This is a genomic window from Ciceribacter azotifigens (assembly GCF_048159625.1).
Taxonomy (GTDB): domain Bacteria; phylum Pseudomonadota; class Alphaproteobacteria; order Rhizobiales; family Rhizobiaceae; genus Allorhizobium; species Allorhizobium azotifigens.
This window is the reverse complement of sequence record NZ_JBLQTA010000002.1, coordinates 376,303-390,988: the sequence shown is the minus strand read 5'-3', so window position 1 is coordinate 390,988 and position 14,686 is coordinate 376,303. Positions and strand designations below refer to the sequence as shown.

The 14,686-nt window shown below is 63.6% G+C and carries 12 protein-coding genes; 8 read left to right on the top strand and 4 right to left on the bottom strand.

The window, feature by feature from the left end; all coding sequences use genetic code 11:
- Positions 1-41: 41 nt before the first annotated feature.
- The 5 genes from rnr to rpmG all read left to right on the top strand — a co-directional run bounded on the left by rnr (position 42) and on the right by rpmG (position 4,943).
- On the top strand, positions 42-2,318 hold the full coding sequence (gene rnr, locus ACM6UT_RS04840) for a ribonuclease R (protein ID WP_416796289.1): 2,277 nt from the start codon (positions 42-44) through the stop codon (positions 2,316-2,318).
- 30 nt (positions 2,319-2,348) lie between these two features.
- Positions 2,349-2,801: a DUF983 domain-containing protein gene (locus ACM6UT_RS04835; RefSeq protein ID WP_416796223.1), complete on the top strand. Its 453-nt coding sequence runs from the start codon at positions 2,349-2,351 to the stop codon at positions 2,799-2,801.
- On the top strand, positions 2,798-3,487 hold the full coding sequence (locus ACM6UT_RS04830; RefSeq protein WP_416796222.1) for an NUDIX hydrolase: 690 nt from the start codon (positions 2,798-2,800) through the stop codon (positions 3,485-3,487). The genes ACM6UT_RS04835 and ACM6UT_RS04830 overlap by 4 nt, the downstream gene beginning before the upstream one ends.
- An 11-nt stretch (positions 3,488-3,498) precedes the next feature.
- On the top strand, positions 3,499-4,683 hold the full coding sequence (locus tag ACM6UT_RS04825) for an MFS transporter (RefSeq protein WP_416796221.1): 1,185 nt from the start codon (positions 3,499-3,501) through the stop codon (positions 4,681-4,683).
- A gap of 92 nt (positions 4,684-4,775) precedes the next feature.
- On the top strand, positions 4,776-4,943 hold the full coding sequence (rpmG, locus tag ACM6UT_RS04820) for a 50S ribosomal protein L33 (RefSeq protein ID WP_112687186.1): 168 nt from the start codon (positions 4,776-4,778) through the stop codon (positions 4,941-4,943).
- A 569-nt stretch (positions 4,944-5,512) separates the two neighbouring features.
- Here the strand turns inward: rpmG and ACM6UT_RS04815 are convergent.
- Both ACM6UT_RS04815 and ACM6UT_RS04810 read right to left on the bottom strand, forming a co-directional pair.
- Positions 5,513-6,886, bottom strand: a complete 1,374-nt coding sequence (locus tag ACM6UT_RS04815) for a PleD family two-component system response regulator (RefSeq protein WP_416796220.1) — start codon at positions 6,884-6,886, stop codon at positions 5,513-5,515.
- Positions 6,887-6,904: 18 nt separating this feature from the next.
- Positions 6,905-7,276 carry a response regulator gene (locus ACM6UT_RS04810; RefSeq protein ID WP_112687182.1) on the bottom strand — a complete coding sequence of 124 codons (372 nt, stop codon included), beginning with the start codon at positions 7,274-7,276 and terminating at the stop codon, positions 6,905-6,907.
- 124 nt (positions 7,277-7,400) lie between these two features.
- Between ACM6UT_RS04810 and ACM6UT_RS04805 the strand changes: the two genes are divergently transcribed.
- Positions 7,401-7,694 carry a DUF3572 domain-containing protein gene (locus tag ACM6UT_RS04805; RefSeq protein WP_416796219.1) on the top strand — a complete coding sequence of 98 codons (294 nt, stop codon included), beginning with the start codon at positions 7,401-7,403 and terminating at the stop codon, positions 7,692-7,694.
- 21 nt (positions 7,695-7,715) lie between these two features.
- Here ACM6UT_RS04805 and ACM6UT_RS04800 read toward each other — a convergent pair whose 3' ends face one another.
- Positions 7,716-8,297, bottom strand: a complete 582-nt coding sequence (locus tag ACM6UT_RS04800) for a GNAT family N-acetyltransferase (protein ID WP_416796218.1) — start codon at positions 8,295-8,297, stop codon at positions 7,716-7,718.
- 72 nt (positions 8,298-8,369) lie between these two features.
- On the opposite strand from ACM6UT_RS04800, the gene ACM6UT_RS04795 reads away from it, so the two are divergent.
- Together ACM6UT_RS04795 and ACM6UT_RS04790 are read left to right on the top strand one after the other, a co-directional pair.
- Positions 8,370-9,653 (top strand): DNA polymerase IV, encoded by a 1,284-nt coding sequence (locus tag ACM6UT_RS04795; RefSeq protein ID WP_416796217.1) that lies wholly within the window; start codon positions 8,370-8,372, stop codon positions 9,651-9,653.
- 218 nt (positions 9,654-9,871) lie between these two features.
- Positions 9,872-11,116, top strand: a complete 1,245-nt coding sequence (locus tag ACM6UT_RS04790; RefSeq protein WP_416796216.1) for a L,D-transpeptidase family protein — start codon at positions 9,872-9,874, stop codon at positions 11,114-11,116.
- A 16-nt stretch (positions 11,117-11,132) separates the two neighbouring features.
- On the opposite strand, the gene dnaE is transcribed toward ACM6UT_RS04790, so the two are convergent.
- Positions 11,133-14,621 carry a DNA polymerase III subunit alpha gene (dnaE, locus tag ACM6UT_RS04785; protein ID WP_416796288.1) on the bottom strand — a complete coding sequence of 1,163 codons (3,489 nt, stop codon included), beginning with the start codon at positions 14,619-14,621 and terminating at the stop codon, positions 11,133-11,135.
- Positions 14,622-14,686 lie beyond the last annotated feature (65 nt).

The following is a 14,686-nucleotide window of genomic DNA, read 5'->3' as shown; positions in this document are numbered from 1 at the left end:
CAAACACCCGCAAAGGCAAGCCCCAGCGGGGAGAGACTGATCTGGCCGGTGATGACCTGCCGATCATTCACGGCGCGGTTCCCTCGCGCGAAGTGCTGCTGCGATTCATCGCGGAAAACCCGGATCGAGCTTCCAAGCGCGAGATCGCCAAGGCCTTCGGCCTCAAGGGCGAGGCGCGCGTCGAACTCAAGGACGTGCTGCGCGCGCTCGAGGACGACGGGCTGGTGCAGAAGAGCCGCAAGACGTTGACGCGCCCTGGCGCCCTGCCCTCTGTCGCGGTTCTCGACATCACCACCCGTGACAAGGACGGCGAACTCATCGCGCGGCCTGCCGAATGGGCGGACGAACTCGGTGTCGCGCCCGCCGTCGCGATCCGCCAGTCGAGTTCCGATCGCGCCAAGGGCAAGGCGCCCGTCGGCGGGCTCGGAGACCGCGTTCTCGCCAAGATCTTTCCCGCAAAGGATCGCGCAGGTCCCTCCTACACCGCTCGCGTCATCAAGATCCTCGACAAGCGCCGCAACGCCATGCTCGGCGTCTTCCGCGAAACACCGGGCGGCGGCGGACGGCTGATGCCGATCGACCGGCGCGACGAGGAATTGTTGATCGACAGCGCCGACCGGGGCGAGGCAAAGGACGGTGATCTCGTCGAGGTGGAAATCGCCCGCAGCGGCCGCTTCGGCCTGTCGCGGGGTCGTGTGCTTTCGGTGATCGGCTCCGTCGCATCGGAAAAGGCGATCTCGATGATCGCGATTCACGCGCACGGCATTCCGCACATCTTCCCGCCCGCTGTTCTCACCGAGGTCGAAACGGTGAAGCTCGCCGGCATGTCGCATCGGGAGGACTGGCGCGACCTGCCGCTGATCACCATCGACCCGGCAGATGCAAAGGATCACGACGATGCGGTCTATGCCGAGCCCGACACCTCTCCTGACAATCCGGGCGGCGTGATCGTTACCGTCGCGATCGCCGACGTCTCCTGGTATGTGCGTGCGAAATCGCAGCTCGACCGCGAGGCGCTGAAGCGCGGCAATTCGGTCTACTTCCCCGACCGCGTGGTGCCGATGCTGCCCGAGCGTATCTCGAACGATCTCTGCTCGCTACGTGAGGGCGTCGACCGGCCGGCGCTCGCCGTCCGCATGGTGTTCTCGAAGGAAGGCCGCAAGGCCGGCCACACCTTCCACCGGATCATGATGAAGAGCGCGGCCAAGCTCTCCTACGCGCAGGCGCAAGCCGCGATCGACGGTGCGCCGGACGACAAGACCGGGCCGCTTCTCGACACGATTCTGAAGCCGCTCTGGCACGCCTACGAGGTTCTGAAGCGCGGGCGCGACCGCCGACAGCCGCTCGAACTCGACATGCCTGAGCGCAAGATCCTGCTGAAGCCCGACGGCACCGTCGACCGGGTCTTCATTCCCGAACGGCTCGATGCGCACAAGCTCATCGAGGAGATGATGATCCAGGCGAATGTCGCCGCCGCCGAGACGCTCGAAAAGAAGCGGCAGCCGCTCGTCTACCGTGTGCACGATGCGCCAGCGCTTTCCAAGCAGGAGGCGCTTCGCGAATTCCTCGCGACCATCGGCATCAACATGGCCAAGGGCGGGCAGCTGCGCTCCAACAGCTTCAACGGCATCCTGGCGAGCGCCCTCGACACGCCGCACCAGACCATGGTCAACGAGATGGTGCTCAGATCGCAGAGCCAGGCGATCTACAGCCCCGAAAACATCGGCCATTTCGGCCTCAACCTGTTGAAATACGCCCACTTCACCTCGCCGATCCGGCGCTATGCCGACCTGATCGTGCATCGTGCGCTGATCGGCTCGCTCGGTCTCGGCGAAGGCGGAATCACCCCGGACGAGGAGGCCGCTCTCGACGACATCGCCGCCGAAATCTCGACCTTCGAACGGCGGGCGATGGCGGCGGAGCGCGATACCGTGAACCGGCTGATCGCCCATCATCTCGCCGGTCGCATCGGCGAGGAGTTCGACGGCCGTGTTTCGGGCGTCACCAAGGCGGGCCTATTTGTCGCATTGCCGCAGTTCGGCGCCGATGGTTTTGTGCCCGTGTCAACGCTGGGGCGGGATTACTATATCTATGACGAGGCGCACCAGGCGCTCTCCGGCGAGAAGACCGGTCTCGGTTACCGGCTCGGAGACGCGGTTCTGGTGAAGCTCGTCGAGGCGGTGCCGCTCGCCGGCGCCCTGCGATTCGAAATGCTGAGCGAGGGCCGCGAGATGCCGACGGCCATCCGTTCGTTCCACAAGACCACACGTCGCGGCAAGAAGCAGCCGGGCACGCGGGCACGGCGCGGGCGGCGCTGACGGCGCGCCCGACGAGAAAGGAAGTTCGACATGCAAGACAACACGGCCGATACGGTGCTTCATCTCGGCGGACAGGAAGCCAACCGCCCTGTCGGACAAGCGATCATGCGCGGCATGCTGAACACCTGCCCCGCCTGTGGCGGCGGCAAGCTCTTCCGGGCCTTCCTAAAGCCCGTCGACCGCTGCGCTGCCTGTCAGGAGGAAATGTTCCATCACCGCGCCGACGACCTGCCGCCCTATCTGGCGATCCTTGTTCTCGGCCACGTGCTGCTCGGCGGCTTCATGATGACGGACCTCATCTTCCCCGCCTCGGACTGGGTGCACCTCGCCATCTGGGCGCCTCTCGGCGTCATCACCACCCTGCTCGCGATCCAGCCCATCAAGGGCGGCGTCATCGGCCTGCAATGGGCGTTGCGCATGCACGGCTTTGGTGGCGAGAGTGACGATCCGGCTGAATACGATCCGCTGCCGAAGGATCAATGAGCCGTACCGCATTTCCTGACCCGTCTATAGCCGTTTCGCCGGCGACGCGCCTGACACCCAAGGACGCGGCGACGCTGATCGTGATCGACCGCAGCAGCGGACGCCTGCGCGTGCTTTTCGGCAGGCGCGGCGAGCGCCACGTCTTCATGCCGAACCTCTACGTCTTTCCGGGTGGCCGGCGCGACCGCGGCGACCACACCCTGCCCTACATCCGCGATCTCCATCCGCAGGTCCTCGAAAGGCTCGCCTCCGGCAGCAGCGATCCCGCGGCGCTGCGGCGTGGCCGCGCTCTGGCGCTTGCGGCCATACGGGAACTTCACGAAGAAACCGGCCTGTTCATCGGGCGACAGTCGGAAGGCGCCGCCGCCGCCGATCTCGCAAACCTGCGCTACGTCGCGCGCGCCATCACGCCACCCGGCAATATCCGCCGTTTCGACACCCGCTTCTTTCTCACCTTCACCGACGAGGCCGGCATCGATCCGGGCGATGTCCGCGATTCGGACGAGCTGCATGACCTCACATGGCTTGACATCGAGGCGACATCGGGTCTGAACATGCCCCTCATTACCAGGACCATTCTCGAAGACGTCATCGACCGGATGAAGGCCGATCCGTCATTGCCATTCGGAAGCCCGGGTCCCTTCTACTACAGCCGTCGCGGACGAAAGTTCCGCGGCGACATCTGAGGAACTGCCCCATGTCCAAGCCGAAGAGCGGCGCAAACGGTCACCGCGAAGACATCCACTGGCCCTCGCTGGTCGCCGCCATCTCGGCCATCACGGCGGTCGGTATCGCGATCGGCCTCGGTCTGCCGCTCCTCAGCATCATCCTGGAGAAGCGGGGCATTTCCTCGACGCTGATCGGCCTCAACTCCGCCATGGCCGGCATCGCCGCCATGGTTGCGGCGCCGGTGACGACCAAGCTCGCCCACGACGTCGGCGTCGCCCGCACCATGCTCTGGGCAGTGGTGCTCTCCGCTGTGAGCGCGCTCGGCTTCTACTATGCAGAGGCCTACTGGATGTGGTTTCCGTTGCGCCTCGTCTTCCACGGCGCAACCACCACGCTTTTCATCCTGTCCGAATTCTGGATCAATGCGGCGGCCCCGCCCTCCCGCCGCGGTCTCGTCCTCGGGATCTATGCGACGGTGCTCTCGGTCGGCTTCGCCTGCGGCCCCCTGCTCTTCTCCGTGCTCGGCAGTGAGGGCGTATTGCCCTTCCTGGTCGGCGCGCTTGCGATTCTCGTCGCCGCCGTGCCGATCTTCATCGCCCGGCGGGAAAGCCCGGTTCTCGACAGCAAGCCGGAGCAACACTTCTTCCGCTATATCTTCCTGGTGCCGACGGCGACCGTCGCGGTCTTCGTCTTCGGCGCCGTGGAAGCGGGAGGCCTGTCGCTCTTTCCGATCTACGCGACGCGCACCGGCTTTACAGAGGCGCAGGCGGCACTGCTGCTGACGGTGATGGGGATCGGCAACATGGTGTTCCAGATCCCGCTCGGAATGCTCTCCGACAAGCTGAAGGACCGCCGGCTGCTGCTCTCGATCATGGCGATCGTCGGCCTCTGCGGATCGCTGGCGCTGCCCTGGCTGTCACAGAACTGGGCGCTCATGGCGCTCGTACTGCTCTTCTGGGGCGGTTGCGTCTCCGGTCTATACACCGTCGGCTTGAGCCATCTCGGCTCGCGACTCACCGGAGCGGACCTCGCCGCCGCCAACGCCGCCTTCGTTTTCTGTTACGCCGTCGGCACCGTCGCGGGACCACAGGGGATCGGCGCGGCGATCGATATCGCCGGAAACCACGGTTTCGCCTGGGCGATTGCCGGCTTCTTCGGGCTTTACGTCCTCGTTTCGGTTGTCAGGCTGCTTTTTAAACCGAAACAGGCTTGACTTTTCGGGCGTGATTTGTAGTTTCGCGCCAGAATTTGCCGTGGGCTGCTCTGGTCGTCCACGGCTTGATTGTTATTAAAGGCAGGACGACCATGGCGAAAGCGACCACGATCAAGATCAAGCTGCTGTCGACAGCCGACACCGGTTTCTTCTACGTTACCAAGAAGAACAGCCGCACGATGACCGACAAGATGACGAAGACGAAGTACGATCCGATCGTCAAGAAGCATGTCGAATTCAAGGAAGCCAAGATCAAGTAAGGCTTGATCTCTTCCCTTCTTCGAAGGCGCGCGGCCCCGGCCCCGCGCCTTTTTCGTTTTCTGCGAACTCGTCATCGGCTTTCGCCAACAAAAAAAGCACCGCTCCGGAACCGGATGGCGGTGCTTCTTCGTTGAATGGGGGTCGGTCGGCATGCCTGCGGTACGAGGAACCGCGTTTAAAGCATGCCAACCGACCGACCCCACGACCCAGGAGATGCGGCGGACCTGAGCACCATGGGGTATATCCGGCCTTCCCGGAGGCCTTGTTTTCGGTGACGTCAAACTTGCGCAACTATGGAAAAAAATCAACGATTTCTTAACCGTTTCCTTCTTTCTCGGAAACTATGGTTAAGCCCGCAAATTCACGCAGGGCAAATAATAGCAGTGATTTCGACTATACCGATCGCGACGCAGAACAACAAAAGACCAATACTTCCATCGTCTTGATCCCCGGTTGATGCGGCAATCATGTGCGGAAGCGGGTCAGATTTCGCAGTCGTCTCGGATATGCATACGGCCGAAAGCAAGGCCTCCGGCACCCCGTGCCCACCTCTCGCGGTGCTGCGAAATCAGGCGGCGGCGGCGACCACCCGGTTGCGGCCGGCGCTCTTCGCCTGATAGAGGGCCCGATCCGCCTGCTTCAGGAGCTGCTCCGGTGTCTCGATATCCGGCGTCAGCGTCGCAATACCCATCGAGGCGGTAACGTCGAGGGAGGAAGCGCTGGCCTTCAGAGCGAACGGGCGATGTTCGATCATGCCGCGAAGGCGCTCGGCGATGACCGCCGCCGCCTCCGCCGTCGTATCCGGCATCACCACGACGAATTCCTCGCCGCCGTAGCGGCAGGCGAGATCGGCCCCGCGTACCGTCGCGCGGATACGGGTGGCGAACTCACGGATGACGTCGTCCCCGGCGTCATGGCCGTAGGTGTCGTTCACCTGCTTGAACCGGTCGATGTCGGTGATGCAGATCGAGAGCGGACGGCCCCTCGCCTGCGCCCGATTGAAGAGCACCTTGAGGTGATTGTCGAGATAGCGGCGATTGTGGAGGCCGGTGAGCCCGTCGGTGACGGCAAGCTCGATGCTCTCCTTGACGCTGAGGCGAAGGCGCTCGTTGTAGCGCTTGCGGCGGATCTGGGTGAGCGTGCGCGCCACAAGTTCGTTCGGGTCGATCGGGCGCGCCAGATAGTCGTTCACGCCGAGATCGAGCGCACGGATGATCATCTGCTCGTCGCCGTTGTCCGTCACGAGCAGGACCGGAATGAAACGCGTGCGTTCGAGGGAGCGCAGTTGCGAGCAGAGACGCAGCGGATCGTAATCGTCGAAATTCGCATTGACGATCACCAGGTCGAAACTGTTTTCTGCCGCCTCGAACAGGGCCGCCTGAGGATCGGAGCTCGCGGTCACCGCCGCCACCGGCTTCAGCGCCTTGATGATGCGTTCCTGGCTGTTGGCACGCCCGTCGACGAGCAGGACCTGGGCGATCTCGTCGATTCGTCCGTCTCCCATCCGCAGCATGTCCTCCACGCCCATGTTGCGCGCCGCCTCGGTGCGAATACGCAGCTCGTCCGTCAGCGTCTTGAGGCGCACCAGGCTCTTCACGCGCGAAATGAGCTGCAGGTCGTTGACCGGCTTCGTCAGAAAATCGTCGGCACCTGCCTTCAGGCCACGTACTCGATCGGAGGGCTGGTCGAGCGCCGTCACCATGACAACAGGAATGTGCGACGTCCTCGGATTGGCCTTCAGCCGCTCGCAGACCTCGAACCCGTCGATGCCCGGCATCATGACGTCGAGCAGGATGACGTCGACATGGGTCTTTTCGCAGATTTCGAGGGCGGCAAAGCCGTTGTCGGCCGTCAGCACGTCGAAGTACTCGGCGAGAAGCCGCGCTTCGAGCAGCTTCACGTTGGCTGGAATATCATCGACGACAAGAATTCTGGCGGTCATGACAATTTGTCCGTTGTCTCAGGCATCACCGAGATAGACTTTGATCGTCTCGATAAATTTCGGCACAGAAATGGGTTTCGATACATAGGCCTCGCAGCCGCCCTGGCGAATGCGCTCCTCGTCGCCCTTCATCGCGAACGCGGTGACGGCGATAACGGGGATGACATGCAGTTCCGGGTCATCCTTGAGCCATTTGGTGACTTCGAGGCCGGAGACCTCGGGCAACTGGATATCCATCAGGATGAGATCTGGCCGGTAGCGGCGCGCAAGATCGAGCGCTTCCATGCCGTTGCGTGTCTGAATGGTCTCGTATCCACAAGCCTCGATGAGATCGCGGAAGAGCTTCATGTTGAGCTCGTTGTCTTCGACGATCATGACCTTCTTCGGCATACGATACGACCCTTCAGCCCCGGCGTTCCAAGCCGCCGCGGCAAGTTGCGGTTGGCTGTTGCACCTTCCCCTCGATGGAATATTAAGTTCATTTGGTTGAGAAAAAGGTAATTCGGAACACGACATGAAACCTCTAGAACTGCCGCCTAGTCCGGAAGAAACCGCCATTGCCGTCCTCACATGGCTCGCAGGTGAGCCCGAAATGCTCGGCCGCTTCCTGGCTTTGACCGGCACCAGAGCCGATCAACTCCGTCAGGCGATCAACGACCCCGGCTTTCTCGCCGGCATGCTCGACTTCCTCATGGGCCACGAGCCCACGCTCATCGCATTCTGTGACGCCTCCGGCATCGCGCCGGAAACCGTCGTGAAGGCCTGGCGGCATTATTCCGGCCCGGGACTTGATTCGGGCGAATATTGAGGCGGCACCCGGTCTCGCGACTCAGAGCACTAGCCGCATCAACGGCCTTCCCTCTTTTCTCGACTCCACCTCGGCAAATCCGGCCGCCTCAAAAATCCGTCTCGATCCGACATAAAGCCCAACCGACTTCGATTGTTTCGTTCGCTCGATCGGACAAGCGTCTATGACGCGCGCGCCTGCGGTGCGCGCATGCGCCACTGCGGCACCGAGCATCTGATGGCTCAAGCCCTTGCCGCGCTCCTTCGACACGATGAAGAAGCAGCTCACCGCCCATACGGCCGGGTCTTCGGCGTCCGCCTCATCGAGCGGGCGCGAGACGGTCCGCGGAGAATTCCAGTTCGGCACGTCGGCACGAGGGCCTACCTGCACCCAGCCGACGGGCCGGTCATCGAGATAGCCGATGAGGCCCGGAGGCGGCCCTGCGCTCACGCGCCGGTGCATGAAATCCTTTTTCTCGCTGCCGGCGAAGCTCTTGCGCTCGGCAGGCAACAGGCGGAAATGGGTGCACCAGCAATCGTAGCAGGCGCCGCGCGGCCCCATCACCGCCTCGAAGTCGCCCCAGCGGTCGGCGGTGAGAGGTTGGGCACGGAATCGTTCGTTCATCGCATTTCCCTTGCCAGCCGAGTCGCGCAAGAGTAACGCTAAGCGTACGAATGTTCAACATTTGTTCCAGCGATGACAACCGACCAGACCGCGTATCCAGGCTTCTGCCGCGACTGCTTCAGAGGGCAGCCGCAAGGCAAGCGTCGCTGCAGCGGCTGCGGCAGTCCGCGGCTCGTCTATCATCCGGAACTCTACGGGCTCACGCTCGCCCACATCGATTGCGACGCCTTCTATGCCTCGATCGAGAAGAGGGACAACCCGGAACTCGCCGACAAGCCGGTGATCGTCGGCGGCGGCAAGCGTGGCGTCGTCTCGACCGCCTGCTACATCGCCCGCATCCACGGCGTCCGTTCCGCGATGCCGATGTTCAAGGCACTGGAAGCCTGTCCGCAAGCCGTCGTCATCAAGCCGGACATGGAGAAATATGCCCGCGTCGGGCGCCAGGTGCGGGCAATGATGGAGGAACTGACGCCGCTCGTGCAGCCGCTCTCGATCGATGAGGCGTTCCTCGATCTTTCCGGCACCGAGCGTCTGCACCATGACCCGCCGGCACGCGTGCTCGCCCGCTTTGCCCGCCGCGTCGAGCAGGAGGTCGGCATCACCGTTTCCGTCGGCCTTTCCTACTGCAAGTTTCTGGCGAAGGTCGCCTCCGATCTGCAGAAGCCGCGCGGCTTTTCGGTGATCGGGCAAGCGGAGGCCCTGGACTTCCTTGCTCCGCGCCCCGTCACGACGATCTGGGGCGTCGGAAAGGCGTTTGCGGCGACGCTCGAAAGCGACGGCATCCGCACCGTCGGGCAGTTGCAGACCATGGAGGAAGCCGATCTCATGCGCCGCTATGGTTCGATCGGCCAGCGGCTCTACCGCCTCGCCCGCGGCATCGACGATCGCGACGTCCATCCGAACAAGGCGGCGAAGAGCGTCTCTGCCGAAACGACTTTCTTCGAGGACATCAGCCGCCACGAGGATCTCGTCATCCAACTGCGGGCGCTATCAGAAAAGGTCGCGTGGCGGCTGAAGAAGCACGGGATATCGGGACAGACCGTCGTCCTGAAACTCAAGACGGCAGACTTCAAGGGCCGCACGCGCAACCGGCGCCTGGAAGATCCGACGCAGCTTGCCGACCGCATTTTCCGCACCGGGCTGACGCTCTTGGAAAAGGAGACCGACGGAACGCGCTTCCGGCTCATCGGAATCGGCGTCACCGACCTCAAGGAAGCCTCTGTCGCCGACCCGCCGGACCTCGTCGACCGGCAGGCGGGCCGACGCGCCGCAGCCGAAGCCGCGATGGACAAGTTGCGCGACAAGTTCGGCAAGTCGACGGTCGAGACCGGCTACACGTTCGGCCGGCGGAAATAGGTCCCGAAGCCGGTCCGGTGACGAAGGCTTCGCCGCGTGTCCGTCGACAGCAACGCTGCTGCGCCCGCCGCAAGAAATTCGCGTCGCACGAGACACGGACACACACAAACTCGTGATCGCAGGCCAGGAGAGAGAAAAGCTTCCTTAAACTTCGCCCGGTATTTTAGCGACCGGCATAAACACTCGCCCGGTCAGTTTCGCGTTGAGGACGAAATCGCATGCTGAAGTACCTGCACGTCGCGTGTCTGCTTTCCGCGACAACGCTTGCCTCCCAGAGCTTCGCCGGGGACGGCGGCTCGCTGCAGATCTATGTTTCCAAGGCCGAACAGAGCCTGACGGTCTATGACGGCGACCAGATCGTCGCCACCTCCCGGGTCTCGACCGGCAAACCGGGTCACTCCACGCCATCGGGGATCTTCTCGATCCTCGAGAAGCGCAAGTATCACGAGTCCAATCTCTACTCGAGCGCCCCGATGCCCTGGATGCAGCGGCTCACATGGTCCGGCGTGGCGCTCCACGAATCGAACAGCGTGCCGAACTATCCGGCTTCCCACGGCTGCGTGCGGCTGCCGCGCGCCTTTGCCAAGGCGCTCTACCAGATGACCGAGCGCGGCGCCCACGTCATCATCACCGACGAACCGGTCGCGCCCGCGCCTGTGCGCCACGCGGCGCTTTTCCGACCAAGGCAGCCGGCCGAGGAAGGACAGCTCCTCTCGGATGCTGAGCTGCGGCCGTCCACCATCGAGGCGGGACGGAAACCGGTCCAGGTCGCGATGGTCGAGAAGGAAGCGACGAGCCCGGTCCGGTCGGCCGAGGCCTTCGCCGACATTCCGCCCGTGCGCATTCTCATCACAAGGCGCGGCCAGCGCGAAACCTTGATGGATGTGCAGGTGATGCTCGCCGATCTCGGCTTCGACGCCGGTATTGCCGACGGCTATCTCGGCCGGCAGACGATCTCGGCGATCAACGGCTACAAGCGCTGGAAGGGCCTCGAAACCAAAGGCGAAATCCTGACGCCCGAGTTTCTGGAGCGGCTTTACGCCAGCGCCGGCAAGGGCGAGCCACCGCTCGGCCAGATCATGGTGCGGCAGAAATTCAAGCCTGTCTTCGAGGCCGCGATCGCGATCGCCGATCCGCAGAAGCCGCTCGGCACCCATTTCGTCGAGGCGACGCATGTCGACATGCTCGCCGGCAGCGCCGAGTGGCGCGGTGTCACGCTCGAGAACAATCTCTCCAACGCGACGATGAAGCGTCTCGGCATCGAAGCGCCCGCGGCCGACGAGGCGGCGCCGACGCTTGCGCAAGCACTCGACCGCATTTCCATCCCGGATGCCGTGCGCCGGAAGATCGAGACTATGCTCGGCGAAGGCAGCTCGATCACCATTTCCGATGCGGGTATCGGGCCCGAGACGGGCGACGGAACCGACTTCATCACCGTGACGCGCAAGGTGCCGCGCGGCTGACGCCGAACGGCGGCGGTTAAACCAGCTCGACGTCGACGATGCCCGGCGCCGAGCGCAGCGCAGCCGCGATTTCCGGCGAGATCCGGTATTTTTCCGAAAGCTCGACCTCGATCTCGCGCTGACCGTCTTCCTTGATGACGACGAAAGAGACGAGGCCGTCGCCCCTGGTGTTGAGATGGGCGGCAACCGCCTTCAGCGGGCCGGAGTCACGGACATAGACGCGCAGCGCCTTCTGCATCTGCAGCGATTTTTCCTCGAGCGACTGCGCCGTCTGGATCCTGAGCCCGATGCCCTCCGGCCGCTCTTCCGCGGCAACGGTGATCACCACGGACTTGCCGGACTCCAGAAGGTCGCGATACTGGTTCAGGCCTTCGGAGAACAGGACCGCCTCGAACTGCCCGGAGGAATCCGAAAAGGTAACGATGCCCATCTTGTTGCCGGTGCGGGTTTTGCGCTCCTGACGCCCCGTGACCGTGCCGGCGAGACGCCCGGCCGTCGCCCCCTGCTTCACCGAGGCGGAAAAGTCGGCAAAGGTCTGGACGCGCATCTTTTCGAGGAGCGACCGGTAGGTGTCGAGCGGATGGGCGGAGAGATAGAAGCCCAGCACCTGGAATTCGCGGTGCAGCTTCTCCGAGGCGAGCCACGGCGTGTATGTCGGGAAGGCGATCTTCTCCGGTCCGGTGGCGCCGCCGGCACCGAACATGTCCGACTGGCCGCTGACGGCATTTTCCTGTGCGCGCTGCGCATAGCCGAGGATGCGGTCGAGCCCGCCGATCAGTTCGGCACGGTCGTGACCGAAACAGTCGAAGGCGCCGGCGCAGATCAGGCTTTCGAAGACACGGCGGTTGATCTGCTTCGGATCGATCCGCAGGCAAAAATCCTCGAGGCTCTCGAACGGCTTGTCGCCGCGGACCTCGACGATGTGGTCGACGGCCGACTCGCCGACGCCTTTGATGGCGGCGAGCGCATAGTAGATGCAGCGATCGCCGGTCTGGAAATGGCGGAACGAGGTCTGCACCGACGGCGGGATGACCTTGATGCCGAGACGTCCCGCATCCTGGCGGAAGTCGTTGAGCTTCTCGCTGTTGGCCATATCGTAGGTCATGGTCGCCGCGAGGAACTCGACCGGATAATGCGCCTTCAGGTAGGCCGTCTGGTAGGAGACGATCGCGTAGGCTGCGGCGTGCGACTTGTTGAAGCCGTAGTTCGCGAATTTGGCGAGCAGGTCGAAGATCACGTCCGCCTGATTCTTGGACACGCCGTTCTTCACCGCGCCGTCGACGAAGCGGGCGCGTTGCTTGTCCATCTCCTCCTTGATCTTCTTGCCCATGGCGCGGCGCAGAAGGTCGGCTTCGCCGAGCGAGTAGCCCGACAGGACCTGGGCGATCTGCATCACCTGTTCCTGATAGACGATAACGCCCTGCGTCTCCTTCAGGAGATAGTCGATCTTCGGATGGATCGACTCGATCTCTTCTTCGCCGTGCTTGCGGGCGTTGTAGACCGGGATGTTCTCCATCGGGCCCGGACGGTAGAGCGCCACGAGCGCGATGATGTCCTCGATGCAGTCCGGCCGCATGCCGATCAGCGCCTTGCGCATGCCGGCACTTTCAACCTGGAACACGCCGACCGTTTCGCCGCGGGAGAGCATTTCATAGGTCAGCTTGTCGTCGAGCGGAATCGCTGCCAGGTCGACGTCGACGCCCCTCTGCTCCTTGACGAAATCGACAGCCGTCTTCAACACGGTCAGGGTCTTCAGACCCAGGAAGTCGAACTTGACGAGACCTGCCTGCTCGACCCACTTCATGTTGAACTGGGTGACCGGCATGTCGGAGCGCGGATCGCGATACATCGGCACCAGCTTCGACAGCGGCCGATCGCCGATCACGATACCGGCGGCGTGGGTCGAGGCGTGGCGGTAGAGGCCCTCGATCTTCTGGGCGATGTCGAGAAGACGGGCGACCACCGGCTCGGCTTCCGCCTCCTCGCGGAGCTTCGGCTCCTCCTCGATCGCCTTGGAAAGCGGCGTCGGGTTCGCCGGATTGTTCGGCACCAGCTTGCAGATCTTGTCGACCTGGCCGTAGGGCATCTCCAGAACACGGCCGACGTCGCGCAGGGCCGCACGCGCCTGCAGCGAACCGAAGGTGATGATCTGCGCCACCTGCTCACGGCCATACTTGCGCTGGACGTAGCGGATCACCTCTTCACGCCGGTCCTGGCAGAAGTCGATGTCGAAGTCCGGCATCGACACGCGCTCCGGATTGAGGAAGCGTTCGAAGAGCAGCGAGAACCGCAGGGGGTCGACGTCGGTAATGGTGAGCGCATAGGCGACCAGCGAGCCCGCCCCCGAACCACGGCCCGGACCGACGGGAATGTCGTGCTGCTTCGCCCACTTGATGAAGTCGGAAACGATCAGGAAGTAGCCGGGAAACTTCATCCGCTCGATGATCGAGAGCTCGAATTCGAGCCTCTCGCGGTAATCCTTCTCCTCGTAGCCCGCCGCCATTCCGAGCGCGGCGAGCCGCCGGTCGAGACCCTCAACCGCCTGCCGGCGCAATTCCTGCGCCTCGGCCACTTCTGCCTCCTCCGGATCGGCACCGACGCCGGCGAAACGCGGCAGGATCGGCTTGCGCGTGTTGAGCACGAAGGAGCAGCGCATGGCGATCTCGACGGTGTTCTCGATCGCCTCCGGCAGGTCGGCGAAGAGCGCCTGCATTTCGGCCCGGCTCTTCAGATAATGGTCGGGCGTCAGGCGGAAGCGGTTGTCGTCGGAGACGATCGCGTTGTGGGCGACGGCCATCAGCGCATCGTGCGCGTCATAATCCTCGCGGGTGAGGAAGAAGGCTTCGTTCGTCGCGACCAGCGGCAGGTCGTACTGATAGGCGAGCTGCACCATCTTCGTCTCGTGGCGGCGGTCGTAGTCGCCGTGGCGCTGCAGCTCGACATAGAGCCGGTCGCCGAAAAGCCTCTTCAGCGTCGAAAGCCTCGCTTCGGCCTGCGCCCGGTGTCCTTCCTGAAGAGCGATGTCCACCGGACCGCCCGAAGCCCCGGTCAATGCGATCAATCCGTCCGTGCCGCGCTCTTCCAGCCACGACGCGGTGACATGCACCGCCTGATGCCCCTCGCCTTCGAGGTAGGCACGGCTGACGAGATCGACGAGCCGCTCGTAGCCGGCGGCATCCGCCGCAAGCAACACGATCGCCGGGTATCTGGCAGGCGCATGGGACGACCGCTTGTCGTCTCTGGCATCCTCCATGTCGATCGACAGCTGGCAGCCGATGATCGGCTGCAGTCCGTCACCGACGGCATATTGCGAAAATTCGAGCGCGACGAAGAGATTGTTGGTGTCGGTGATGGCGATCGCCGGCTGGCCGTCGGCGGCGGCCTTGCGGAGAATCTTCTTCAGCGGCAATGCGCCTTCGAGCAACGAATAGGCCGAATGCAGCCGCAAATGCACAAAGCCCGGCGACCCCGACCCGCGTCCATCTTCGCCAACTGCTTCGCCCATATCCGTCATTACCCGCATCCGATGAATCGGCGCGATTTTCGGTCGCCCCGACAGGGAAGTCCAGC

Bases quoted from the DNA above. Each gene is read 5' to 3' on its own strand.
- ACM6UT_RS04815 (WP_416796220.1), bottom strand. From the start codon at position 6,886: ATGACCGCCAGAATTCTTGTCGTCGATGATATTCCAGCCAACGTGAAG.
- ACM6UT_RS04830 (WP_416796222.1), top strand. From the start codon at position 2,798: ATGAGCCGTACCGCATTTCCTGACCCGTCTATAGCCGTTTCGCCGGCG.
- ACM6UT_RS04790 (WP_416796216.1), top strand. From the start codon at position 9,872: ATGCTGAAGTACCTGCACGTCGCGTGTCTGCTTTCCGCGACAACGCTT.
- ACM6UT_RS04805 (WP_416796219.1), top strand. From the start codon at position 7,401: ATGAAACCTCTAGAACTGCCGCCTAGTCCGGAAGAAACCGCCATTGCC.
- ACM6UT_RS04810 (WP_112687182.1), bottom strand. From the start codon at position 7,276: ATGCCGAAGAAGGTCATGATCGTCGAAGACAACGAGCTCAACATGAAG.
- dnaE (WP_416796288.1), bottom strand. From the start codon at position 14,621: ATGGGCGAAGCAGTTGGCGAAGATGGACGCGGGTCGGGGTCGCCGGGC.
- rpmG (WP_112687186.1), top strand. From the start codon at position 4,776: ATGGCGAAAGCGACCACGATCAAGATCAAGCTGCTGTCGACAGCCGAC.
- ACM6UT_RS04800 (WP_416796218.1), bottom strand. From the start codon at position 8,297: ATGAACGAACGATTCCGTGCCCAACCTCTCACCGCCGACCGCTGGGGC.
- ACM6UT_RS04795 (WP_416796217.1), top strand. From the start codon at position 8,370: ATGACAACCGACCAGACCGCGTATCCAGGCTTCTGCCGCGACTGCTTC.
- ACM6UT_RS04825 (WP_416796221.1), top strand. From the start codon at position 3,499: ATGTCCAAGCCGAAGAGCGGCGCAAACGGTCACCGCGAAGACATCCAC.
- ACM6UT_RS04835 (WP_416796223.1), top strand. From the start codon at position 2,349: ATGCAAGACAACACGGCCGATACGGTGCTTCATCTCGGCGGACAGGAA.